The sequence below is a fragment of the Campylobacter sp. CS_NA3 genome, from assembly GCF_027797495.1.
GTDB lineage: Bacteria > Campylobacterota > Campylobacteria > Campylobacterales > Campylobacteraceae > Campylobacter_B.
Map to the genome: position 1 here is coordinate 680,860 of NZ_CP115609.1, position 23,431 is coordinate 704,290.

Here is a 23,431-nt window from a genome sequence, read left to right on the forward strand (position 1 = left end):
AGTTGCTAGTTACATTTGAAGGCATTGACGGCGTCGGAAAAACCACGCAAATGGAGCTTTTAAAGCAAATTTATCCAAATGCAATTCTCACACGAGAACCGGGCGGAACCGAATTTGGTAAAATTTTGCGTAAAATTTTACTAAATGAAAATGGCGAAAAAAACGAGATAAAATCAAAAAATGCAGAAATGTTTCTATTTTTAGCCGACCGTGCCGAGCATTACGAAAAAGTCGTAAAACCAAATAAAAATGAGCTTATTTTATGCGATCGTGGCTTTATCTCAGGTATTTCTTATGCTTTGGCAAATGATAAAAATGCAGATTTTAACGAGCTTGTAAATTTAAATAAAATCGCACTGCAAAACGATTTTGGCGATAAATTTATATTTTTTAAAATCGACGAAAATGATTTAATATCGCGACTAAAAGAGAGAAATATAGAATTTGATCGTATCGAAAAACGGGGAATTTCATATCTTATGCAAGTCCAAGAAAATATGCAAATGTGCCTAAAAGCCCTAAATTTAGACTTTTTAACAATCAATGCAGTAGAAAAAATAGATGAAATTCATAAAAAAATCAAGGAGTTTATAAAATGATAAAAGCACTTCGCGGAATGAACGATTTGTTTGACGAAAAAGCAAAACTTTACACAAAAATAGTCCAAATTTGCGAACAAGTAGCAAAAAACTACGGATATGAATTTATAGAAACACCGAAACTCGAAGAGACAGCACTTTTTAGAAGGAGCGTAGGCGAAAGTAGCGACATTGTCGGCAAAGAAATGTATGAATTTAGCGATAAAGGCGGAACTAGCGTGTGTTTGCGACCAGAAGGCACAGCTGGTGTTGTTAGAGCCTTTATAGAAAATAAATTTGATAGAGCCGGCGGTGTGCGAAAATATTATTATTTTGGTAGTATGTTTCGCTACGAACGCCCACAAAAAGGTCGTTTGCGAGAGTTTCATCAATTTGGCGTCGAGTGCTTCGGACAAGAAAGCGTTTATGAAGATGCGAGTGTGATTTTAATGCTAAATGAGATCTTAGAACGCCTTGAAATTCGCACTACGCTAAAAATAAATTCGCTCGGCGATAACGAGTGTATGCCAAAATATAAAGAAAAATTAGTGCGATTTTTGGACGCAAATAAAGCAAATTTATGCGAAGATTGTTTGCGCCGCATTGCGACAAATCCGATTCGAGTGCTTGATTGCAAAAATGAAAATTGTCAAAAAGTCTTGCAAAATGCACCTTTGATAACCAAGAATCTAAACGAAATTTGTCAAAAAGATTTTGAAAAACTACAAGTTATCTTGCGCGAGAATGGCGTTAAATTTGAAGTCGATGCGAAGCTCGTTAGGGGGCTAGATTATTACTGCAAGAGCGCGTTTGAGTTTATTAGCGATGAAATTGGTTCTCAAAGTGCAGTCGGCGGCGGCGGACGATATGATAGACTAGTTGAATTTTTAGGCGGACGCCCTACTTTTGGGGTTGGCTTTGCGATTGGTATTGAAAGATTGATGGAAATTTTATCGCTAAAAGAAGCTAAAAAAGAGCGAAACGGCGTTTATATCTGTGCGATGGATGAAAAATATATCGATAAAGTCTTTGCTATCGGACAAGAACTTCGCAAATTTATAAAAACCGAAATCTCTTACGAAGCAAAAAATTTAGCCAAACACCTTAAAAACGCAGACGCAAAAGAAGCGAAAATTTTCCTTTGCATGGGCGAAAACGAAGCCCAAAAAGGTGAGCTTTGGTGTAAAAATTTGGTAACAAAACAAGAAAAAATGGTAAAATTATCAAATATTAAAACGGAGATTGAAAATGCATGATTATGGATTAAATATCTGGGGAAATTCGAATTTTACGGTTGATAGCGGTAAAGTTTGCATAAATTCAGACTACAAACCGGCACTTGTCGATATTATAAAAGAAATTCGAAGCGATGGAATAAGAGGCCCTATTTTGCTTCGTTTTCCACACCTAATCAAAAAACAAATTGTCGATATTTATTCGAATTTCAATCGCGCGATAAAAGAATTCGAATACGAAGGTAAATTTCACGCAGTTTATCCGCTAAAAGTAAATCAATATCCCGGTTTTGTAAAAAATCTTGTCGAGCTTGGTAAGCCCTATGGATACGGGCTTGAAGCCGGTTCTAAACCTGAACTTCTTTTAGCTATGGCGTATAATAACGAAAATGCGCCAATTACCGTAAATGGCTTTAAGGACAAAGAGCTTATAAATATCGGCTTTATCGCAGCTGAAATGGGACATAATATCACGCTTACAATCGAAGGTCTAAACGAGCTTGAAACAATAATCCAAACCGCAAAAGAACGCTTTGCGCCAAAACCTTTTATAGGGCTTCGAATTCGTCTGCACAACTCAGGTAGTGGAATTTGGGCGAAAAGTGGCGGTATAAATTCTAAATTTGGTCTAACTTCGACTGAACTTATAGAAGCTATAAATTTGCTAAAAGAAAACAATTTAATCGATAAATTTACAATGATTCATTTTCATATCGGCTCGCAAATCACCGAAATTCACCCGCTTAAAAAAGCTTTGATAGAAGCCGGAAATATCTATGCCGAACTACGCAAAATGGGTGCAAAAAATTTAAAATCGATAAATTTAGGCGGCGGTTTGGCGATTGAATATTCGCAGACAAATGAAACCACAAGCAGAAATTATACACTAAAAGAGTATGCAAACGATGTTGTGTTTTTACTAAAAACTATCGCCGAGCAAAAAAATGTCGATCAGCCTGACATTTTTATAGAAAGCGGTCGCTATGTAGCGGCGAACCACGCTGTTTTGGTGGCTCCCGTACTTGAACTTTTCACGCAAGAATACACAGAAGCAAAACTTGCTCTAAAAAAAGAAAATCCGCCAGTAGTCGCTGAGCTGTATGATTTGTATAAAAGCTTAAAGCCGTCAAATGCACTCGAATATCTCCACGATGCCGTTAGCCACATGGAAAGCGTTTTAACGCTTTTTGATTTGGGCTATGTTGATTTAATAGATCGCTCAAACGGCGAAATTCTTGTTCATTTGATACTTCGCAAAGCCTATGCTATGCTTGGAAATAAACAAAATTTTGAAGAATTTATCAAATTTCAAAATGAAGTGCAAGAAAAATATCTTGTAAATTTTTCATTATTTCAGTCTTTGCCTGATTTTTGGGGCTTGGGACAGCATTTTCCGATTATGCCGCTTGAAAGGCTAGATGAGCGCCCTACTTTATCGGCTTCGATTTGGGATATTACTTGCGACAGCGACGGCGAAATCGGCTTTGATAGTAAAAATAATCCGCTTTTTTTACACGACATTAACCCTGAGCTTGAAGAGTATTTTTTGGGATTTTTCCTAGTGGGGGCTTATCAAGAAGTTTTAGGTATGAATCATAATCTTTTTGCGCACCCGACAGAAGCGACTGTGATTTTAAAAGACGGCGGATACGAAATAGAAAATTTAATAGAATCACAATCAGTTATCGATATACTCGAAGATATGGATTATGATGTTTATGAAATTCGAGATACGCTAAATGAGAGAATAGAAAAGTCAAATTTAGTCGATGAAAAGCAGAAAAAGCACATTTTAGGCGAACTTTATCTATTTTTAAATGATAATAGCTATCTAAAAACAATTCAATAAGGAAAAAAATGAGTTTTTGGCAAATTTTAAAAGAAGACTTTACTGAACCAAAACGCCAAGATCCGGCGTATAACGGAATTTGCGATCTGTTTTTTTGTTATCCGGGCGTTTGGGCGTTAATCAACTATCGCTTTGCTCACTTTTTTTACGAGCGAAATTTCAAACGCTTCGCAAGATTTATTTCAGGGGTTTCGCGCATTTTAACGGCGGTTGATATAAATCCGGGTGCGAAAATCGGGCGAAATGTATTTTTTGACCATGCCACAGGCTTGGTTATCGGCGAAACTGCCGAGATAGGAAATAACTGCCTTATTTATCAAGGCGTTACGCTTGGTGGAGTTAGTTTAGGAAAAGAAAAACGCCACCCGACACTTGAAGACGGCGTCGTCGTAGGAGCGGGAGCTAAAATTTTAGGAAATATCACAATCGGAGCAAATTCAAAGGTCGGAGCAAATTCGGTCGTGGTAAAAAACATACCTGCGAATTCCACAGCCGTTGGCGTTCCGGCACGAGTTGTTGGCACTTGCGACAAAGATCCGTTTGCGCACGATAAAATCCCTGATATTTCAAAAGAGCTTATCAAGTATCTCATCGGCAGAATAGAAAATTTGGAAAATTGCCTAACCGACAATAATATCGAGCTTGGCATAAAAGATAGAGAGCTGGATAAAAAATATGAATCTTACTTAAATTCGCTAAAAAATTAACATTAAAATTTGCTGAATTTAAGCTATTTTTTAAGCCGATTTTGGTATAAATAATGTTTGCTAAATTTAGGAGGAAATATGATACTTTCAAATCGCATAGGAAGACTTTCTGAGAGCCTTACAATCGCAATTAGCTCAAAAGCAAAAGAACTAAAAGCACAAGGAAAAGATGTCGTTATTTTTAGTGCAGGTGAGCCTGACTTTGATACGGCAGAAGTTTCTAAAAAAGCCGTTATTGGCGCAATGGAAAAAGGCTGCGGTAAATACACGCCGATTCCGGGAACAAATGAAATCTTAAACGCTGTTGTCGGCAAATTAAAACGAGATAATAATTTAACTTATAAAACTAGTCAAATCATCACAAATGTGGGCGCAAAACACTCATTATTTAACATTTTTGAGTGCATTATAGATAGCGGCGATGAGGTTATAATTCCTGCACCATACTGGGTAACCTACCCTGAAATCGTTAAATTTTGTGGCGGAAAACCTGTCATTATCGACACAAAAGCCGAAAATAGATACAAAATCACAGCAGAAGAGCTAAAAAAAGCAATTACACCAAAAACAAAAGCCCTTGTGCTTTGCAGTCCTAGCAATCCAAGCGGTGCAGTTTATAGCAAAGAAGAGCTTGAAAGCATAGCAGAAGTGCTAAAAGGCACTGAAATTTTGGTTTTAGCCGATGAAATTTACGAAAAAATCATTTTTGATAAAAAATTTGTAGCCGTTGCAAGTATCAGCGAAGATATGTTTAAGCGAACTATCACTATAAACGGACTTAGCAAGTGTGGAGCGATGCCGGGTTGGAGATTTGGATACTGCGCAACTGCGATCGATGAGCTAGCAGCAGCCATGCGAAAACTTCAAAGCCAAAGCACAAGCAACATTTCTAGCATAGTTCAAGCAGGTGCGATTCCTGTACTAAACGGCGAAGCTGATGATTATATCGAAATGATGAGAAAAGAATTTGGGAAACGCCGCGATTACGCCGTAGAAGCGATAAATGCGATTGACGGATTAAGCGTAGTTAAACCTGACGGGGCGTTTTATCTATTTATCGACTGCTCAAAGGTCGAAAAAGATAGTATGAAATTTTGTATGAATTTGCTTGAAAATGCGCTAGTAGCGACTGTGCCGGGCTGTGGGTTTGGTATGGACGGACATTTTAGAGTTAGCTTTGCTTGTAGCATGGACGAGCTAAAAACAGGCATTTCACGCATAGCCGAATTTGTTAAAAATTATAAAGCTTAATAAATTTGCAAATTTAAATCCGTAAATTTAGCTCAAATTTACGGATTTTTCTTTTAAATTCTTATTTTATCATTATTTTGTAATTCGTTTTTTTTTTTTTTTGTTTTGATAAACTTTTTTATTTTCTTAAACTTCTTGATAAATTTAATAAACAAATATTATAAATCAGTCCTATTTTGTGCTATTTGAAAACATATACTAGGCTACTTTTAGCAAATTTAGGATATAAAACATAAAACATATAATTTTTTATGCTAGAATCGGGATATAAATCAAAAAATGAGTTTTGATTTATATTTGTTATGCAAAAGGATTTGCTATGAAAAACTACAAATTTAACAATTTCAGCATTGTTTTGGCGACATTTTTATTTGCCGTTGGCGGTGTAAATATCGCAAATGCCGATAAGATTATCGGAACTAATAATGCCAGTCCGTATGTAGGCGTAGATAGTGCAGGAAACAAATTGACAACAGGCGCTTCGGTTACTATTAGCGGCACCTCCACAGACGGCTTTACATTTAGCCCTAACAGAGATGCTTATGGTGGTTATGCAAAAGGGGTTGCAGATTCAAATATTTCTGGCAATAAAATAAATATCGAAAATGCAAATATTCAAGGTCCTAACTCTTCAAGAAATATTATGGCCGGTAGAGCAGAAGGCGATGGTAGCGAAGGTTCGATTGCCCAAGAAAATAAACTTATAATCAAAGATTCTAATATTACAATAGGCAGTGGAACCATTTATCCTTCTGTCATAGGTGGTAGAGTCGATAGAACAGGCGGTGAAGCCAAAAATAATACAGTAGAAATAAGCAACTCAGATGTAACCTACTATATCTATGGCGGAAAAGGTAGTAATCATGCAGACAATAATAGCACAATTTACAACAACCATGTTTATATAAAAGATTCAACATTTGGAAGCGTATGGGGCGGTCAAGCACAGGCTGCAACCGATGATAAAAATCACGCCAAGTATAATACTCTCGTTATAGTAGGTGGTGGATATTCACAAAAAGCTAAATCGGGAGATCTTCGTGCTGGAACCACTTACGGAGCGGGAGATAGTGAATACAATACCCTATTTATAAGTGGCGGAACGACACTAAATCGCGACAATGTTAGTATTTTTGGTGGTTATTCACAAGGCAAAGCGACAGGAAATAATCGCTATAATCAGCTTATCTTAGATAATGTAAAAATACCAAACGCTAGTGATACTATATATGCGGGCGGTATTAAGACCAACACCACTACTCTATCAAATACAGAAGCAGTTGGCAACAGAGCATATATAAATGACTTAAAATTTGCAAAAGGTATCGTAGTCGGTGGCGGTAGCGAACTAGGCAACACAAGCGATAATATACTTGTCATCAATGGCACTACCGAGCTAAAATCTGCTTATAGTGGCGAAGTAAGAGAAGGTGCTGACGGAACAGCAAAAGATAATCTTGTTATTATGTCTGGTGGCACTATTAGCGAAAATATTTACGGCGGATATACTCAGGGTGGTGAAACGAGTGGAAATGCTGTATATCTAATCAAAGGCGAAGTCTCAGGCATAGTCGGTGGCGGAAATAACGGTAACAAAAACACCCTAATCCTAGGCAAAGACACAAGTAGTATCGGTACTATAAATGCAGGTGCAATTACTGGATTTGATAGTTTGCAATTCAATACCCTTGAAAAAAACGGCAAAGCTGTGTTAAATTTAACCGGGAATAAGGGTTCTGATTTAAATAACACTGAGATTAAATTTTTGCAAACTACCCTAAATACAGACACTGTCCGAATAAGAGTCGGTGGCGAAAATAATGACACATTGGGTATCAAAGATAGGGGTGATGGAAGCGGTGGAGCCAAGGCAATAGAAGCACTAACCAAAAATACCGTTTCATATAACGCAAAAACGCTAGAAAAAATATCTGTTGTTACAGGTGGTGCTAAGGCAAACAACGACATAGACGAAAACTTGACACGAGAAGATGGCTCATCCCAAGCAAATTACGGCATAGGTGATACACTTAATTATACATACGACAATACAACTGTCGATTTAACTAAACCGGGCAAATACTATTTAATAAAATCTAATGAAAATTTGGAAAACTACGATAAGATAAAAATTGCTGAACCGCAAAACGAAAAACGCAAAGGCGATAAAATCAAATACGAAAACAACCAAACAATAGAATTAGAGATAGTCGATGCATATCAACCTGACCAAGTTTATAGAATTTTGGACGCTAATACTTACACAAGAAATCTACGCGGTATGTTTGTAGAAAATAATAAAAGTCTTTTAATTACAGGAACAGACAGCATAGTAGAAGATTGGTCTGATAAAGAATTTGGCAATTATGACAATACTAACGATGGCGAATTTAATAGATTTAATCAGCCGTCAAACAAAGGCAACACAGTCTATATCGAAGCAAACGCTGGTAATTTAGGTGGTAAAACAATCTATGGCGGATATAGCGAAAAAGGCAATGTTTCAGACAATAACATTTCTATTAATCAAGACGCCAACCTATCAAATGCTACAATCATAGGCGGATATTCTAAATCAGGTAAAGTTTCAAACAACACTGTTGATTTAAACAATACTAGTGTAATAGCAGATATTACACTAGCTCAAACTGATAACGGAAGCATAGATATAGCTTCAAATAAACTAAATAATGCAAATAATCAAACAATAACAGGCTCTTTAACAGTAGCTAAATCAAATTCTACAAATTTAGAAAACGCTACCTATACAATGCCTGAAAACATAACAATAACAGGGGATTTCATCTTAGCTAATAGCAATAGCGGAAATACTTCAAATAATACGCTAGATGTAACAAATGTAAAAGCTACAAATATCTATGTAGGAAAAAGCAGTAGTGGCGAAGCTTCAAATAATACTATCAACATAAAAGGCGATAAAGTAGAAGGTAATATTTATGTAGGATATAGCCAATCAGGAGCTACAAATAACAATATCGCAAACTTTGAAAAAGGTGAAGTTACAGGAACAATCTATGGTGGAAACAATGGCACAACAGGCAATACTCTAAATGTAAAGGATACTCAGCTAAAAGCAGGAAATGTGGCGAATTTCCAAGTTATAAATTTCGACAATAGCAATAACAAGTTAGCTTCTACTAAGGATAATAATGCTAATGCAGCTTTGATTATAACTAAAAATGAAGCAACTGATTTAAGTGGAGTTAGAATAGATATTTCAAATAACCCATACAATATAGAAAACAATCCGGGTTATGCTACGCTAGATAAAAATAGCAAATACTATCTAATCCGTAATGAAAACAGCACATTAACAAACTACGATCAAATCACAAATACCCCTATGCCAAATCCAAGTAGCACAGTAGGAAATGGAGATATAGCAGTAGGCGCACTTCAAACAGATCAAATTTACAAGATAAAAAGCTCTGCTTTATACACAAGAAATCTAGCAGGTATGTTTGTAAGTAGCGATGAAAAAGATCTTTATATTACAGGTGCAAATGAAGTAGAAGAAAACTGGTCTAACAGCGATAACGAATTTAACAGTAATGAATTTATTAAATTCGGAAAACCTAATAACAAAGATAATCATATCTATATCGAAGCAAACGCTGGTGATTTAGGTGGTAAAACAATCTATGGCGGATATAGCGATAATAATGATACAAGCAACAACAATATCTATGTCAATCAAGGTGCAAATTTAAGTAATGCTACAATCATCGGCGGATATTCTAAATCAGGTACAGTTTCAAACAACACTGTTGATTTAAACAATACTAGTGTAGAAGCAAATATTACACTAGCTCAAACTGATAACGGAAGCATAGATATAGCTTCAAATAAACTAAATAATGCAAATAATCAAACAATAACAGGCTCTTTAACAGTAGCTAAATCAAATTCTACAAATTTAGAAAACGCTACCTATACAATGCCTGAAAACATAACAATAACAGGGGATTTCATCTTAGCTAATAGCAATAGCGGAAATACTTCAAATAATACGCTAGATGTAACAAATGTAAAAGCTACAAATATCTATGTAGGAAAAAGCAGTAGTGGCGAAGCTTCAAATAATACTATCAACATAAAAGGCGATAAAGTAGAAGGTAATATTTATGTAGGATATAGCCAATCAGGAGCTACAAATAACAATATCGCAAACTTTGAAAAAGGTGAAGTTACAGGAACAATCTATGGTGGAAACAATGGCACAACAGGCAATACTCTAAATGTAAAGGATACTAAGCTAAAAGCAGGAAATGTGGCGAATTTCCAAGTTATAAATTTCGACAATAGCAATAACAAGTTAGCTTCTACTAAGAATAATAGTGCTAATGCAGCTTTGATTATAACTAAAAATGAAGCAACTGATTTAAGCGGAGTTAGAATAGATATTTCAGATAACCAATACGATATAGAAAAAAATCCGGGTTATGCTACGCTAGATAAAGATAGCAAATACTATCTAATCCATAAAGAAAACAGCACATTAACAAACTACGATAAAATAGCTAATGCTTCTATGCCAAATCCAAGTAGCACAGTAGGAAATGGTGACACGGCAGTAGGCGCACTTCAAACAGATCAAGTTTATAAAATTTTAGATAAAGATACCTATACAAGAAATCTAGCAGGTATGTTTGTAAGCAAAGATGAAAAAGATCTTTATATTACAGGTGCAAATGAATTCAAAGAAACTTGGAGCAATACAGAATTTAACACCGATGAATTTACCAAATTCAAAAAACCTGATAACAAAGACAACCAAATCTATATCGAAGCAAGTGCAGGTAATCTTAACGGTAAAACAATCTATGGTGGTTATAGCGATAACAATGATACAAGTAACAACAATATCTATATCAATCAAGGTGCAAATTTAAGTAACGCTACAATCATAGGTGGATATTCTAAATCAGGTAAAGTTTCAAACAACACTGTTGATTTAAATAATACTAGTGTAACAGCAGATATTACACTAGCTCAAACTGATAACGGAAACATAGATATAGCTACAAATAAATTAATTAATGCAGAAAACAAAACAATAACAGGCTCTTTAACAGTAGCTAAATCAAATTCTACAAATTTAGAAAACGCTACCTATACAATGCCTGAAAACATAACAATAACAGGGGATTTCATCTTAGCTAATAGCAATAGCGGAAATACTTCAAATAATACGCTAGATGTAACAAATGTAAAAGCTACAAATATCTATGTAGGAAAAAGCAGTAGTGGCGAAGCTTCAAATAATACTATCAACATAAAAGGCGATAAAGTAGAAGGTAATATTTATGTAGGATATAGCCAATCAGGAGCTACAAATAACAATATCGCAAACTTTGAAAAAGGTGAAGTTACAGGAACAATCTATGGTGGAAACAATGGCACAACAGGCAATACTCTAAATGTAAAGGATACTCAGCTAAAAGCAGGAAATGTGGCTAACTTTAATATTATGAATTTTACAGGAAATATAGCTTCTACTACCGATGTAGCCAGTTCGGCGCTTATTTTGAGTTCTGCTAATGATGATACGAATTTAGACGGAGTTGAAATTTGGTTAAATGGAAATAAGTATAGCTCAAATTCTGATTATGGACTTAGTGCAAATCAAAAATATTATTTGATTGCTCACGAAAATAAAGCAAATGTAAATTATAAAAAATTGGAAAACTATGCCTACGGAGCCGCTGAAAAGACAATAGGTGACGGCTCGGTTGCAATCGATGTAACACAGAGCGATCAAAATTATAGAATTATTGATAGTCAAACTTATACACGAAATTTACGCGGTATGTTTGCTGATGCAATGGCACAAAAAAATATCTATATAATAGCTAACAGTGAAATCAAAGAAAATATAGGTTCTTCAATAGGTGATGATGTATTTGAAAAATTTGGTAAATCAAAAACAGGTAACACTGTTACGATAGATCCTGACGATAAAAATAGTGATTTAGATTTAAGCAATACAGCTATCGGCGGAAGCGATAGCACAGGCAATACACTAAATGTCGGCAAAGACAATACAAATCCTATAAAAATGAATAAAATTAAAATCAGTAATGTTACGAATTTTGATACTATCAATATGTATTTACCTGATCCAAAACCTAATGAAACTGTTATAGAAATAAAAGATGGAAGCAATACCGATGTATCTATGTCAAATATTAATGTATTTATCAACGATGTTAGTAAATTTACAAGCGGTAGAATTCATCTTTTAAAAGCTGACAACGGACAAGTTGTCTCAAATCCTAGCACTGTAAAAGTACAAATCGGTGCTATCGCAACTGCTGAAACAAATTCGCTTGATTTGGTTTATAAAGGCGGTTCTGGCGGCACAAGCACAAATCAAACTAAAATTTTTAACGAAGCTAGACTTGGAGCGCTTGGGGCTCTTTGGCAAGGACAATATCTAATCGCAAATCACTTAGATAGAGTAATCCCTGATGCATTTAGTGAGCTTTTCCCTTATGCTATAACAGAAAGTTATGACAAGCGCTTTAACACAGGCTCTCATGTCGATACGCGTGGTTTTAATGCAAATGCAGGTTTTGCTAGCAAAGGCACAAATAGCAGTGGCGAATTTACAATGGGACCATTTTTAGACTATGGTTTTTCAAACTATGATGCCTATCTTGATGACGGCACACATGGGGATGGCAAAAACTACTACATAGGCGGTGGTTTCTTTGGAAAACAAGAAAATAACTCAGGCTCATATTTTGAAGCGACATTTAGAATCGGTCAATTAGTTACCGAATTTAACGGAGATTTGACATTAAACGGAGTTAGAGAAAATTATAATTTTGATTTAAAATCAACTTACTATGCTTTCCATGCGGGGCTTGGAAAAATTTATGATTTAAATGCAAATAATAATTTAGATATTTACGGACGATTTTTTTACACCCATATCGAATCAGCCGATACCACGCTTAACGGCACTAAAACCGAATTTGACGCAGTTCAATCTAAAAAAATCAGACTTGGTTTCAAAGATGATTATAAATTTAATGAAAATCACGCTATTTACGCAGGTGCAGCCTATGAGTATGAATTTGATTCAAAAGCCAGCGGTAGAGTGCTAGTCTTAGGTAGCAACGCAGAAATGAAACAACCAAGTTTGCGTGGTTCGACAGGAATCGGCGAAATCGGCTACGAGTATAAAAAAGATGAAACGCTTAAATTTGATGTAGGCGTAAAAGGCTATGTCGGCAAACAAGAAGGTGTAAGTGCGCAAATGGCGATTAGCATTGCGTTTTAATCGAACTAATTAAAATTTCAAAACCAAAGTCGTTTGTGCGACTTTGGTTTTTTTGAATTTGGTATTATTTATCTTTAAAAAATCTAACTATTTTTGCACTAAATTTAAGGTGTTCTTTGATTTCCATTATCGGGTGGTATCCGGCGTAAGCTTTTCCGCCTTCTAGGCTTCTATTTACTCCGCCACGCGCTGCGACTTGTGCGAAATCGCCGACACTTACATGCCCTGCGCTTCCGCTTTGTCCGCCCATGACGACATTTCGACCAAGCGTCGTTGAACCAGCTAGACCTGTTTGCGAAACTATCAAACAACCTTCCCCTAAAACGCAGTTGTGTCCGATTTGAACGAGATTATCGATTTTTGTGCATTTTTTGATAAGCGTAGTTTCAAAAACAGCCCTATCAATCGTCGTGCAAGCTCCGATTTCGACATCGTCTTCAAGTTCAACTATGCCGTTGTGATAAATTTTTATATGTCTGCCCTCTTTGGTATGAGCATATCCAAAGCCGTCGCTGCCGATGACTGCGTTTGCTTGAATTTCGCAACGATTTCCGATAATAGTATCATTATAAATAACGACATTTGGGTGAATAATACAATCATCGCCGATTTTAACATTTTCGCCGATAAATGCACCGTGCATTATTATGCAGTTTTCGCCGATTTGCGAATTTGAACCGATATAAACATTTGGCATAATATTTGCAGAACCAGCTATTTTTGGCTCGATTTTTTCGCCAAGTAGCGGTTTTGCAAAATATTTGCTTAAAATCGCAAATGCCAAATGTGGATTTTCACACTCTAATGCAATAGCCGAATTTGGCACAGCCGTGCCTTTTTTAACAAGCAAAAATCCGGCTTTGCTATCAGCGATAAATTTAGCATTTTTATCGCTATCGCAGTAGCTTAGCTCGCTCGCAGTGGCATTTTTTAGCGAATTTAAAGTCGAAACTTCAAAATCTTTTCCGTTAAATTCGATACTTAAAATCTCACAAATTTTTGAAAGTTTCATCTTTAAATCCTTTTGTAAATTTTATATATCAAGTGCAACTGAACCGCTTCGAACGATGTCAATCGGATTGTATTTTTTGATAGTCTTTAAAAAACCGTCGATTCTAGTCGAATCATCACACGCCATTAAAATTAGGCAATTTTCATCGCTATTTACAACGCTTCCGTTATATGCACTTAAAAGCGCATCAAGTCCTGCCAAACTTTCATTTAGCGAAATTTTTACTAAAACCATCTCTTTTTCGACAAATTCAGCATCTTCGATAACCTTATAAATAGGAATAAGCTTGTGAAGTTGCTTTACAATCTGCTCTATTACCCTTTTATCGCCCGAAGTTACGATTGTAAAACGGGATAAATTTGTATTTGGAATCGGAGCGACTGTAAGGCTATCGATATTATAACCACGCCCTGCAAAAAGCCCTGAAATTCGGCTTAAAACGCCGTGCTCGTTTAAAACTATAACAGAAATTATTCTTCTTATGCTTTCATTACACATTTTTCGCCCTTTTAATCCAAAATCATATTATATAAAGCACCGCCAGCTGGAACCATAGGCAATACATTTTCAAAGCGATCGATTTTAACTTCGATAAAACTTACTTTGTCGCTTTTTAACGCTTCGCTAAGTGCGTTTTCAAATTCGGCTTTTGTTTTAACGCTAAATCCAATACCGCCGAAGCTCTCGATTAATTTTACAAAATCAGGTTGAAGTTGCAAATTTGTAGATGAAAATCTCTGTCCGTAAAATAGCGTTTGCCACTGTCTAACCATACCCAAAAAGTTGTTATTTAGTATGATATTTACGACATTTAGCTTATTTTCAACCATTGTCATAAGCTCTTGGATATTCATTAAAACTGACCCGTCTCCGACAAAATTTACAACTTGATTGTCTGGTTTTGCAAATTTTGCTCCCATAGCCGATGGCATACCAAAGCCCATTGTGCCAAGTCCGCCGCTAGTTAGAAGCGTGCGTGGTTTTTTAAACGGATAAAACTGCGCTACCCACATTTGGTGTTGTCCGACATCAGTTACGATAATAGCGTCATCATTTAGCATTTGGGCTGTTTTTTTAACAACCCATTGCGGTTTTAAAACTTCATCACTATCTTTAAATTTAAGCGGGTGGATTTCATCATATTTTTTGATTAGCTCTCGCCAATCTGCGTAATTTTCACTAGAAACTTCTTCTTTTACGCGTGGGAGCATCTCTTCTAAGACAGATTTAACATCGCCGACGATTGGAAAATGCGCATTTACGATTTTTGAAATCGAACTTGGGTCAATATCAACATGAATAATTTTTGCATTTTTTGCAAATTCGCTAAGTTTTCCTGTAACCCTATCATCAAATCTCGCACCCAAAGCGATAATCAAATCGGTTTCGCTCATCGCCATATTTGCGGCATAGCTTCCGTGCATCCCTACCATACCAAGGCGATTTGGATCATCGTAATTTAAACTACCCAAAGCCATTAATGTTTCAACTGTCGGAATTTGCGTGATTTCGACAAATTCTCGCACCAAATCACTTGCATTTGAAGCTATAACGCCGCCACCCAAATACAAAATCGGTCTTTTTGAATTTGCTATTAGTTCTACGGCTTTTTTGATCTGTTTTGCGTTGCCTTTGTAAGTAGGTTTATATGTTTGCATTTTTATCTCTTTCGGATAATCAAACTCGCCCATAGCCGCACTTACATCCTTTGGCACATCGATATGAACAGGACCCGGTCTTCCAGAACGAGCGATATAAAATGCTTCTTTTAAAATTCTAGGAAGTTCAGAAATATCTTTTACTAAATAATTATGTTTTACACAAGGTCGAGAAATGCCGATAGCATCGATTTCTTGGAAAGCATCTGTTCCGATTAGCGAATTTGCAACCTGACCACTAATTAGCACAAGCGGGATTGAATCCATATAAGCAGTTGCTAATCCTGTTACGGCATTTGTAAAACCAGGACCACTTGTAACAAAAGCAACGCCGACTTCTCCACTAGCTCTTGCGTATCCGTCAGCTGCATGGACGGCTGCTTGTTCGTGACGAACAAAAATATGTTTGAAATAATCTTGTTTGTAAATCTCGTCGTAAATGTTAAGCGCAGCCCCGCCTGGATAACCAAACGCCACTTTAACGCCCTCTTCACGCAAAGCTTCCATAATCATCTGCGAACCGTTTAAATTCTGCATATTTATACCTTTTTGATAAAGTTAATCTTGTATTATAATCAAAAATTCGCCAAATTCGGCTTAAATTTGCAAATTTAACATTAAATTTAGCTAAAATGTGAAAAATTTACACACTTACCACCGTTTTTGAAATCCAAAATTTATTTCACCGTTTATGCAAATGTTATCTCCGTTTATAAAACAATCGCTGTTTCTTTGTGGAATTCTATGTGGGTTATCGTATCTGCGATTTGGAATTCTATGCGAGTTTCGATACGGCGGTCTTAGGCCGCCGGTTTCTGTGATAGTTATATCTCCATAGGTGGTTTCGCGACGGTATCTTGGCGGAGCGTGAATTATGCGTGTTTTTTCTACCACTTGCACAGGCTGAATAATGGTTTTAGGTTCTTCTTTTGGCTCTTCTTTAACAACCGGTTTTTCTTTTTCTTTTATGTCAAAATTTTCTTCTAAAATACTAGTGTCGTATCCGTTAAAACCTGTGATTAGTTTTAGTTGATTTTTATCGGTGATTTCTTTATTTTTGCGATAGTTTATAAGCATATCGGCTCGTCCTGCATCGAGTTTGCCAATCGTCATAAGCTCGTATCTATCGGCGTCATTTATGTTTATTTTACCAAATGCGAGTTCAAAAAAAACCAAAATTAAGATAATTTTTTTCATCTATATTGCCTTTTTTAAAAAGTAATTAAATTTTATGTGTTTTTATTAAATTTATGATAAATCAAATTTAAAAAAATAAATAAATATGATACAATCAAAAGATTTTTTTAAAAAGGACGGACAATGAACGGAATTTACATTCTAACTTTCTCTAAGGCTATTTTGCCTAAAATCAGCCAAATTCTTGGCTCAAAATTCAAAAATATAAAAATTTTTGAACCTATCGGAGACGGCGAGTTTTCGTGCTTTGATGAAAAAAGCGCGTTCGAGCTTTTAGCAAAAGGTGAAAAATCTAAATTTATAAAAACGATTATTTCGAAATTCGATGAAATGCGGAAAAATGGGGATTTTATAATAGTAAATGGATTTTTTGATTTAAAAATGTTTAATAAAACAAATCTTAATTTAGAACTTTCAAAACACTTAAATTTACAAATTCTTGCTTGTTTTGAAGACGAAAAAGAAGCCGATTTTTTTAAAAATTTAGCAAAAATTGCAAATGCACAAAATTCGCTAAATTTGATAAAAGAAAATTTTGTTTTTGATAGCGGAGAAAAATTTGCATTAAACGAAATTACAAACGAAAGCAAATTTTTTGATTTATTAGAAGCAAAAATGCCAAATATAGTTACTCCGCTTCGATTTGAAAATGATCTTTACGCAAAAGCGGCTTCAAATTTAAAATCAGTCGTCCTGCCTGAAAGCGATGATGAGCGAATTTTAAAAGCATCTCATATTATAAATGAAAGCAAAGCCGTTAAAATCGTGCTTCTTGGCGATGAAAATGAAATCAATTCAAAAGCAAAAAATTTAGGTCTAAATTTAGACGGAATTCGCATTATAAACCCTGCAAATAATGAATATAGCGATGAATTTGCAAATACACTTTACGAACTTCGCAAAGCAAAAGGAATGGAACTAGAAAAAGCAAAAGCTTTGGTGAAAGATAGAACTTATTTTGGCACAATGCTCGTTTATAGCGGCATTTGCGACGCTATGGTAAGCGGTGCTAGCACGACCACGGCTGAGACGATACGCCCTGCTCTTCAAACCATAAAAATGAAACCGGGCGTTTCAACTGTGAGCGGATCGTTTTTAATGTGTATGGATAGCGAAGTCTATCTTTTTGCAGATTGTGCCATTACGCCAAATCCGACCGCAGAGCAACTTGCCGGAATCGTAGTGAGTTCAGCTGCTACTGCTAGTGCCTTTGGAATCGATCCAAAAATAGCAATGCTTAGCTATTCAACAGGATCAAGCGGAAGCGGCGAAGATGTAGAATTTGTGATAAATGCGACAAATTTAGCAAAAGAATTAGCTCCAAATTTGGACATCGAAGGACCAATTCAATTTGACGCAGCGGTTGATAAAATCGTTGCTGCTAAAAAACTTCCAAATTCAAAGGTTGCAGGAAATGCAAATGTATTTATTTTTCCAAATTTAAACTGCGGAAATATTTGTTACAAAGCCGTTCAAAGAACATCTGGTGCCGTTGCGATAGGACCGATTTTACAAGGTTTAAAAAAGCCTGTAAATGATCTAAGTAGAGGCTGTTTAGTAGAGGATGTCGTAAATACGATTTTAATTAGCGCAATTCAAGCAGGAGAAAACTAATGGAAATTTTAGTAATTAATTCAGGTAGTAGTTCAATTAAATTTAAATTTTTCGATATGGATAATAAATCCTGTCTTGCAAGCGGTGTCATCGAAGAAATCGGCTCTGAGCATTCAAAGGCTTCTATCGCAACTACCATTTTCCACACAGACATAACAGAACACATAAAAACACATGAAGAAGGTATCGAAGTAATGTATAGGCTTTTAAAAGATAGCTCTGTTCTAAAAGACATAAATGACATTGAAGGCATTGGGCATCGCATAGTGCAAGGGGCTGATTATTTCGATAAAGCAGTTTTGGTTGATGATGATGTTTTAAATAAAATCGAAGAACTTTGTCCATTAGCTCCACTCCATAATCCTGCAAATTTAGCAGGAATAAAATCTTGCATAAGTGCTGCTAAAACACCAAATGTAGCTGTGTTTGATACAACTTTTCATCAAAGTATGCCGCGTCATGCTTATATGTATGCCTTACCTTATGAATTTTATGAAAAAAATAAAGTTCGTAGATACGGAGCGCACGGCACTTCTCATTGGTTTGTTTCGCGCACGGCAGCTGAATTTTTGGGAATTGATTACGAAAAATTTAATGCTATCACGCTACATTTAGGAAACGGTTCAAGTATAACTGCTATTAAAAACGGGAAATGCATTGATACTTCTATGGGTATGACGCCACTTGAAGGGCTTATGATGGGAACAAGGTGTGGCTCAATTGATCCTGCAATAATTCCATATATGGAAAGAGCAGCTGGATATGGCGCACAGGAAATGGATACTATAATGAATAAAAAAAGTGGTCTTTTTGGCATTTGCGGAACTAACGATTTGCGAAAGGTCGAAGAATTAATGGAAGCAGGTGATGAAAAGGCAAAACTAGCCTACGATATGCTTGTATATCAAATAGTCAAACTTGTCGGCGCATATTATGCAGCATTAGGAAAAATTGATGCTATCGTTTTTACAGGCGGTATCGGTGAAAATGCCAATATTTTACGCGAGAAAGTTTGCGATAAATTAGCGCACTTTGGTATCAAAATTGACAAAGCAAAAAATAGCGTTCGCAGAAAAATCAATAGAGATTTAAGCACGGCTGATGCTAGTATCAAAACCTTAATCATACCGACAAATGAAGAATTGGCTATTGCTGAACTCACAGTAGAAGTCTTAAAATCAAAGAATTTGATTTAAAAATTTATTCAAATAAATTCAGGCGGAAAACGCCTGAATTTAAATCTCTATATAAAACTCGGGGCGTCGTTTGAAAATAGTATCAAATCGCCTTGCATCGTAAATTTTGCTAAATTTTCGGTCAGTTTTGATTTATCTTTTATGATTATTAGTTTCTCGGGTGCGATTTTGCTTTGAAGTGTCGCTAAATTTAGCTCTCCCGTTATCATAACCAAATCAAAAATTTCATTGATTTTTTCGGCTAATTTTTCGTTATCTTCTTTTGTGCTTTCGACGATTCCGGGCGTTATGATGACCTTTCTGCCGTTAAAAGTTCGCACAAGCTCGTAGCTAGAAAGCATTCCTGCTAAATTTCCGTTAAAGCTATCATCGATGATGATTTTTCCGTTTGCTTCGATTTTTTGCAGCCTATGCTCTACGCTTTGCAAATTTGCAACTGCTTCGTAAATTTCATCGTATTTAAGCCCCAAAAATTCGGCGATTTTTATGCAAACTGCTAAATTTTCGGCATTAAATTCGCCCAAAATCGGCGCAAAAAATTCTTTGAATTCATCGCCAAATTTCAAAGAAAATTTAATTCCGTCTAAATTTGCACTTAAAATTTGCAAATTTTCATTATAAATTACCCTATTTTCGCCACTAGACAAATTCGTCGTGGTATGCAAAAACGCCTTTTGCAAATTTGGGCTTTGCAAGGCTTCAAGCTTGGTTTTTCGCACATTTTCAACGCTTTTAAAATACTCGATATGTTGCGCCCCTATTTCACCGACGACGACGAGCTGTGGGCGTAAAAACTGCGTAATCTCAGCTATGTCGCCACTAAGTCTAGCTCCCGCTTCGGCGATATAAATTTTCGTTGAAGTAGGCAAATCATCGTTTATATCTTTCATTAGCCCACCCAAAGTATTTACAGAACGAGGCGTTTTGTAGCAGTTAAATTTGGTTGAGAGAATTTGATACAAAAAGTTTTTAATGCTAGTTTTGCCATAACTTGCAGTGATTTGAACGATTAGCAAATTTGGAATTTGCGTTAGTTTTTGCATTGCTAAATTTTTGAATTTTAAAAATAGGTATTTTTCATAGGCAAAACTTGCCAAAAATGCCGCTGCTAACGGTAAAAACAAAGGAAAAATTTGAGTTTTTAAAACAGCGCAAAGTATCGTAAAAATCGTGCTAAAAAGCAATAAAAAGCCAAAAAATCGTTTAATGCGTGGTGTAAAAACTAGCTTTTTATCAAGTTTTTTGTGCCAAAAAATAAGGCTTGGCAGATAAATAAGAAGAAAATAAATCGCAAAAAAGGTAGTTCCAAAAAATGCACTTAAAAAATGCAAAATAATCGGAATTATCAAAAACCAAACATGCCAAAGCGGTTTTGTAAAATGGAATAAAATTCGCTCAAATTTATAAGAAAACCACTGCAAACAGGTGATTAGGTAAAAGCCTAATGCGAGTAAAAATAAAATATGAATTAGCACGAAAAAAAATGTCATAAAAAGTCCTAAATTTCTAAATTATTACTTGGCAGACCTGCACGAGTTTGCGCTGAATTTTGTGCAAAATCTTGTGGATTTTCAAAAAGTTCAAAGCTGCTTAAATCTTGCAAATTTTGTGATAAATTTTGCGAATTTAAATCAAAATTTTCTAAATTTTGTGAATTTGATATAGAATTTTCCGAATTTATGGCAAATTCGGCTAACTCTTTTTCTATTGTCTTAGCGATAAATTCGCCGTTTTTTATGAAAAAAAAGTGATCCCCGTCAAGCGGATAAAATTTGCTATTTTTGATTAAAGAGTGAATTTTTTCTCCACTTTCAAGGTGTGTGGCAGTATCTTCCTTGCCCCAAAAAATGAGCGTTTTAGTGGAACTAACGCTTTTAAAATGCTCAGTAAAATCTTCATTTACAACTAATTTTAAAATTTCATACATAGTCTTGCTCATACCATTAACATCGCTTGTGGCAAAAAATTTATAAAATTTAGAAAGCCCTAGCATTTTTAAAATTTTAAAAATAGCGATTTTTAGGCGAACTTTAAGCGGTTTTGGCTCTAAAATTCCTGCACTACTTAACAAAATCAAATTCTTTGGATTTAGCAGGGTTGCCACTTTGCCGCCAAAGCTATGCCCCATAACAGCAACCGGCTCATAGCCCATTTTAGCGATAAATTCTTTAATGATACTAGCGTAATCTTTCGTGCAAATCGGCAAAGAAACACTGCTTTTGCCAAACCCCGGCAAATCAACATAAATTTGAGAAAAAGAGCTAAATTTACCCTTAAAAGCAGCCGTCATAAGCTCTTTTTTTGCACCCCAACCATGTAAAATCAAAATGTAAGGCTTCAAATTTGTATTTAATGCTTCGTATGAAATTTTGTAAGAAACGCCGTTATATTCGATCTCTTTTGATGCCATTTTATGCCTTTGCGACTTTGGCACAAAGGCATTTAGCGTGTGAATTTTGAAAATTTGTGTTTTTAAAACAGAATGAAAATCTATTTATCATTTTCACTCTTTCTTTGCGAATATGCGATTTTAAGAAGTTCAACCGCTTTTTCAAATCTTTCAAATTCTGCCATACTTAAAAGCACGGCTTCGAATTTGTTATTTTTGACTATCAAAGCTTTTTTAATATCTCCGTTTGTAACCTTATTTAAAACGCTACTAAAATTGCGAACAATCTCGGTGGCAGTATAAATCTCGTCTTTATTAATCATAAAATCGCTCCATTTCATAAAATTTTACGCAAAATTTAGCATAAAATTTTAAATATTTTTACTTAATATCCATGAGTTTGTCTATCAAATCATACGAAACAGGAATTTCTTTTGGCAATTCAATAGAATTTGCTAATTTTTTGATAACTTCTGTGAAATTATCAAAAAGATAATTTGCCATACTTCCCGGACATGGATTGATTTCATTTAGATAAATCTCATTATTTATAACAAAAAAATCACACCTAATCAAAGCTCCGTCAAAACCACCCGTATTGTAAATTTTATGAAACGCTTCCTTCATATTATCTTGGACCGATTGTCCAACTGCGGCAGGTTCTATCTTGCCTGTTCGAGAAAAATCCATATATTTTTGATCAAAATCTAAATAATCTTTTTTTACAGGCTCTTCTATATTTGAATATATAAATTTACCATCAATCTTACAACCTGCAAGATTGTATTCTTTTATATTTGCTACATACGGCTCGACTATAGCCGTATCATCTAAATCAAAAGCCTTATCCATCGCAATATCTAATTCGTGAGAGTTATTTACTATACCTATGCCTATACTACTACCAAGTCTAGCCGGTTTTAAAATAAGCGGATACTTAAATGTTGCGAGTGAATTTTTCTTAACGATTGCATAGTTTATGGTTTTAACTCCCGCAAGAGCGGCTAAATTTTTAGTTAAAATTTTATTATAGCTCAAAACACTAGCTTCAATCCTAGGACCAATGTATTTTATGCCAAAGAAATCAAACAAAGATGCCATTTTGCCGTCTTCGCCGTCGCAACCATGTATCAAATTTATATAAACATCAACAGGAAATTTATCTTTTGAAAACATTCCGTTTAGATAAAAACCGCCGTTTGAAATATGCAAATCTTTTGGTTTGCCAAAACCAATTCCACCGGTTTTATACGCACCGTCTTTGAAATAAGACGCAACCATATTTTTTGGATCGATTAAATAAAATTTTCTATCTTTATCGCAAAATATATATGCAACATCTTCTGATTTAAATACCTTACTCAATGCAATCGCGGAAATTATGCTAACTTCATGCTCATAACTTTGACCGCCAAATACAACTCCAAGTCTCATTT

Annotated in this window: 16 protein-coding genes; 8 read left to right on the forward strand and 8 right to left on the reverse strand. The window is 35.4% G+C overall.

Annotated elements, in window-relative coordinates; genetic code table 11:
• The first annotated feature begins 2 nt into the window (after nucleotides 1–2).
• From tmk to PF026_RS03480, 6 genes are all read left to right on the forward strand, one after another.
• A complete protein-coding gene (tmk, locus tag PF026_RS03455; RefSeq protein WP_270863772.1) occupies nucleotides 3–599 on the forward strand; it encodes a dTMP kinase in 597 nt (198 codons plus the stop codon).
• On the forward strand, nucleotides 596–1,834 hold the full coding sequence (gene hisS / locus PF026_RS03460; protein ID WP_270863773.1) for a histidine--tRNA ligase: 1,239 nt from the start codon (nucleotides 596–598) through the stop codon (nucleotides 1,832–1,834). The genes tmk and hisS overlap by 4 nt, the downstream gene beginning before the upstream one ends.
• The gene (gene speA, locus PF026_RS03465; RefSeq protein ID WP_270863774.1) at nucleotides 1,827–3,662 is read left to right on the forward strand and encodes a biosynthetic arginine decarboxylase; all 1,836 of its coding nucleotides are present in this window, start codon (nucleotides 1,827–1,829) and stop codon (nucleotides 3,660–3,662) included. The genes hisS and speA overlap by 8 nt, the downstream gene beginning before the upstream one ends.
• 8 nt (nucleotides 3,663–3,670) lie before the next feature.
• A complete protein-coding gene (cysE, locus tag PF026_RS03470) occupies nucleotides 3,671–4,369 on the forward strand; it encodes a serine O-acetyltransferase (protein WP_270863775.1) in 699 nt (232 codons plus the stop codon).
• 78 nt (nucleotides 4,370–4,447) lie between these two features.
• A complete protein-coding gene (locus tag PF026_RS03475) occupies nucleotides 4,448–5,620 on the forward strand; it encodes a pyridoxal phosphate-dependent aminotransferase (RefSeq protein ID WP_270863776.1) in 1,173 nt (390 codons plus the stop codon).
• 319 nt (nucleotides 5,621–5,939) lie between these two features.
• Entirely contained in the window at nucleotides 5,940–12,929 is a 6,990-nt protein-coding gene (locus PF026_RS03480; protein WP_270863777.1) for a hypothetical protein, read from the forward strand.
• A 64-nt stretch (nucleotides 12,930–12,993) separates the two neighbouring features.
• Here PF026_RS03480 and lpxD read toward each other — a convergent pair whose 3' ends face one another.
• The 4 genes from lpxD to PF026_RS03500 form a co-directional block, all read right to left on the reverse strand.
• Complete coding sequence (gene lpxD / locus PF026_RS03485; protein WP_270863778.1) at nucleotides 12,994–13,941, reverse strand: UDP-3-O-(3-hydroxymyristoyl)glucosamine N-acyltransferase; 948 nt, start codon at nucleotides 13,939–13,941, stop codon at nucleotides 12,994–12,996.
• A gap of 21 nt (nucleotides 13,942–13,962) precedes the next feature.
• Nucleotides 13,963–14,439, reverse strand: a complete 477-nt coding sequence (gene ilvN, locus PF026_RS03490; RefSeq protein WP_270861429.1) for an acetolactate synthase small subunit — start codon at nucleotides 14,437–14,439, stop codon at nucleotides 13,963–13,965.
• Nucleotides 14,440–14,450: 11 nt separating this feature from the next.
• Nucleotides 14,451–16,136, reverse strand: coding sequence for an acetolactate synthase large subunit (locus PF026_RS03495; protein WP_270863779.1), 1,686 nt, complete (start codon nucleotides 16,134–16,136; stop codon nucleotides 14,451–14,453).
• A 114-nt stretch (nucleotides 16,137–16,250) separates the two neighbouring features.
• Nucleotides 16,251–16,796: a hypothetical protein gene (locus PF026_RS03500; RefSeq protein WP_270863780.1), complete on the reverse strand. Its 546-nt coding sequence runs from the start codon at nucleotides 16,794–16,796 to the stop codon at nucleotides 16,251–16,253.
• 123 nt (nucleotides 16,797–16,919) lie between these two features.
• Between PF026_RS03500 and pta the strand changes: the two genes are divergently transcribed.
• Together pta and PF026_RS03510 are read left to right on the forward strand one after the other, a co-directional pair.
• A complete protein-coding gene (pta, locus tag PF026_RS03505; protein ID WP_270870449.1) occupies nucleotides 16,920–18,410 on the forward strand; it encodes a phosphate acetyltransferase in 1,491 nt (496 codons plus the stop codon).
• Nucleotides 18,410–19,606 carry an acetate kinase gene (locus PF026_RS03510; RefSeq protein WP_270863782.1) on the forward strand — a complete coding sequence of 399 codons (1,197 nt, stop codon included), beginning with the start codon at nucleotides 18,410–18,412 and terminating at the stop codon, nucleotides 19,604–19,606. Before pta ends, PF026_RS03510 begins: the two co-directional genes overlap by 1 nt.
• A 47-nt stretch (nucleotides 19,607–19,653) precedes the next feature.
• On the opposite strand, the gene PF026_RS03515 is transcribed toward PF026_RS03510, so the two are convergent.
• The 4 genes from PF026_RS03515 to PF026_RS03530 all read right to left on the reverse strand — a co-directional run bounded on the left by PF026_RS03515 (nucleotide 19,654) and on the right by PF026_RS03530 (nucleotide 23,429).
• On the reverse strand, nucleotides 19,654–21,096 hold the full coding sequence (locus tag PF026_RS03515; RefSeq protein WP_270870448.1) for a Mur ligase family protein: 1,443 nt from the start codon (nucleotides 21,094–21,096) through the stop codon (nucleotides 19,654–19,656).
• Nucleotides 21,097–21,104: 8 nt separating this feature from the next.
• Nucleotides 21,105–22,016: an alpha/beta fold hydrolase gene (locus PF026_RS03520; protein WP_270863784.1), complete on the reverse strand. Its 912-nt coding sequence runs from the start codon at nucleotides 22,014–22,016 to the stop codon at nucleotides 21,105–21,107.
• Nucleotides 22,017–22,096: 80 nt separating this feature from the next.
• Nucleotides 22,097–22,318, reverse strand: coding sequence for a type II toxin-antitoxin system prevent-host-death family antitoxin (locus tag PF026_RS03525; protein ID WP_270861422.1), 222 nt, complete (start codon nucleotides 22,316–22,318; stop codon nucleotides 22,097–22,099).
• A gap of 58 nt (nucleotides 22,319–22,376) precedes the next feature.
• Complete coding sequence (locus tag PF026_RS03530) at nucleotides 22,377–23,429, reverse strand: D-alanine--D-alanine ligase (RefSeq protein WP_270863785.1); 1,053 nt, start codon at nucleotides 23,427–23,429, stop codon at nucleotides 22,377–22,379.
• Between the last annotated feature and the right edge of the window lie 2 nt (nucleotides 23,430–23,431).

What these genes read in the sequence shown, in the direction of transcription:
- hisS (WP_270863773.1), top strand. Translation starts at nt 596, where the DNA reads ATGATAAAAGCACTTCGCGGAATGAACGATTTGTTTGACGAAAAAGCA.
- speA (WP_270863774.1), top strand. Translation starts at nt 1,827, where the DNA reads ATGCATGATTATGGATTAAATATCTGGGGAAATTCGAATTTTACGGTT.
- cysE (WP_270863775.1), top strand. Translation starts at nt 3,671, where the DNA reads ATGAGTTTTTGGCAAATTTTAAAAGAAGACTTTACTGAACCAAAACGC.
- PF026_RS03475 (WP_270863776.1), top strand. Translation starts at nt 4,448, where the DNA reads ATGATACTTTCAAATCGCATAGGAAGACTTTCTGAGAGCCTTACAATC.
- PF026_RS03480 (WP_270863777.1), top strand. Translation starts at nt 5,940, where the DNA reads ATGAAAAACTACAAATTTAACAATTTCAGCATTGTTTTGGCGACATTT.
- lpxD (WP_270863778.1), bottom strand. Translation starts at nt 13,941, where the DNA reads ATGAAACTTTCAAAAATTTGTGAGATTTTAAGTATCGAATTTAACGGA.
- ilvN (WP_270861429.1), bottom strand. Translation starts at nt 14,439, where the DNA reads ATGTGTAATGAAAGCATAAGAAGAATAATTTCTGTTATAGTTTTAAAC.
- PF026_RS03495 (WP_270863779.1), bottom strand. Translation starts at nt 16,136, where the DNA reads ATGCAGAATTTAAACGGTTCGCAGATGATTATGGAAGCTTTGCGTGAA.
- PF026_RS03500 (WP_270863780.1), bottom strand. Translation starts at nt 16,796, where the DNA reads ATGAAAAAAATTATCTTAATTTTGGTTTTTTTTGAACTCGCATTTGGT.
- pta (WP_270870449.1), top strand. Translation starts at nt 16,920, where the DNA reads ATGAACGGAATTTACATTCTAACTTTCTCTAAGGCTATTTTGCCTAAA.
- PF026_RS03510 (WP_270863782.1), top strand. Translation starts at nt 18,410, where the DNA reads ATGGAAATTTTAGTAATTAATTCAGGTAGTAGTTCAATTAAATTTAAA.
- PF026_RS03515 (WP_270870448.1), bottom strand. Translation starts at nt 21,096, where the DNA reads ATGACATTTTTTTTCGTGCTAATTCATATTTTATTTTTACTCGCATTA.
- PF026_RS03520 (WP_270863784.1), bottom strand. Translation starts at nt 22,016, where the DNA reads ATGGCATCAAAAGAGATCGAATATAACGGCGTTTCTTACAAAATTTCA.
- PF026_RS03525 (WP_270861422.1), bottom strand. Translation starts at nt 22,318, where the DNA reads ATGATTAATAAAGACGAGATTTATACTGCCACCGAGATTGTTCGCAAT.
- PF026_RS03530 (WP_270863785.1), bottom strand. Translation starts at nt 23,429, where the DNA reads ATGAGACTTGGAGTTGTATTTGGCGGTCAAAGTTATGAGCATGAAGTT.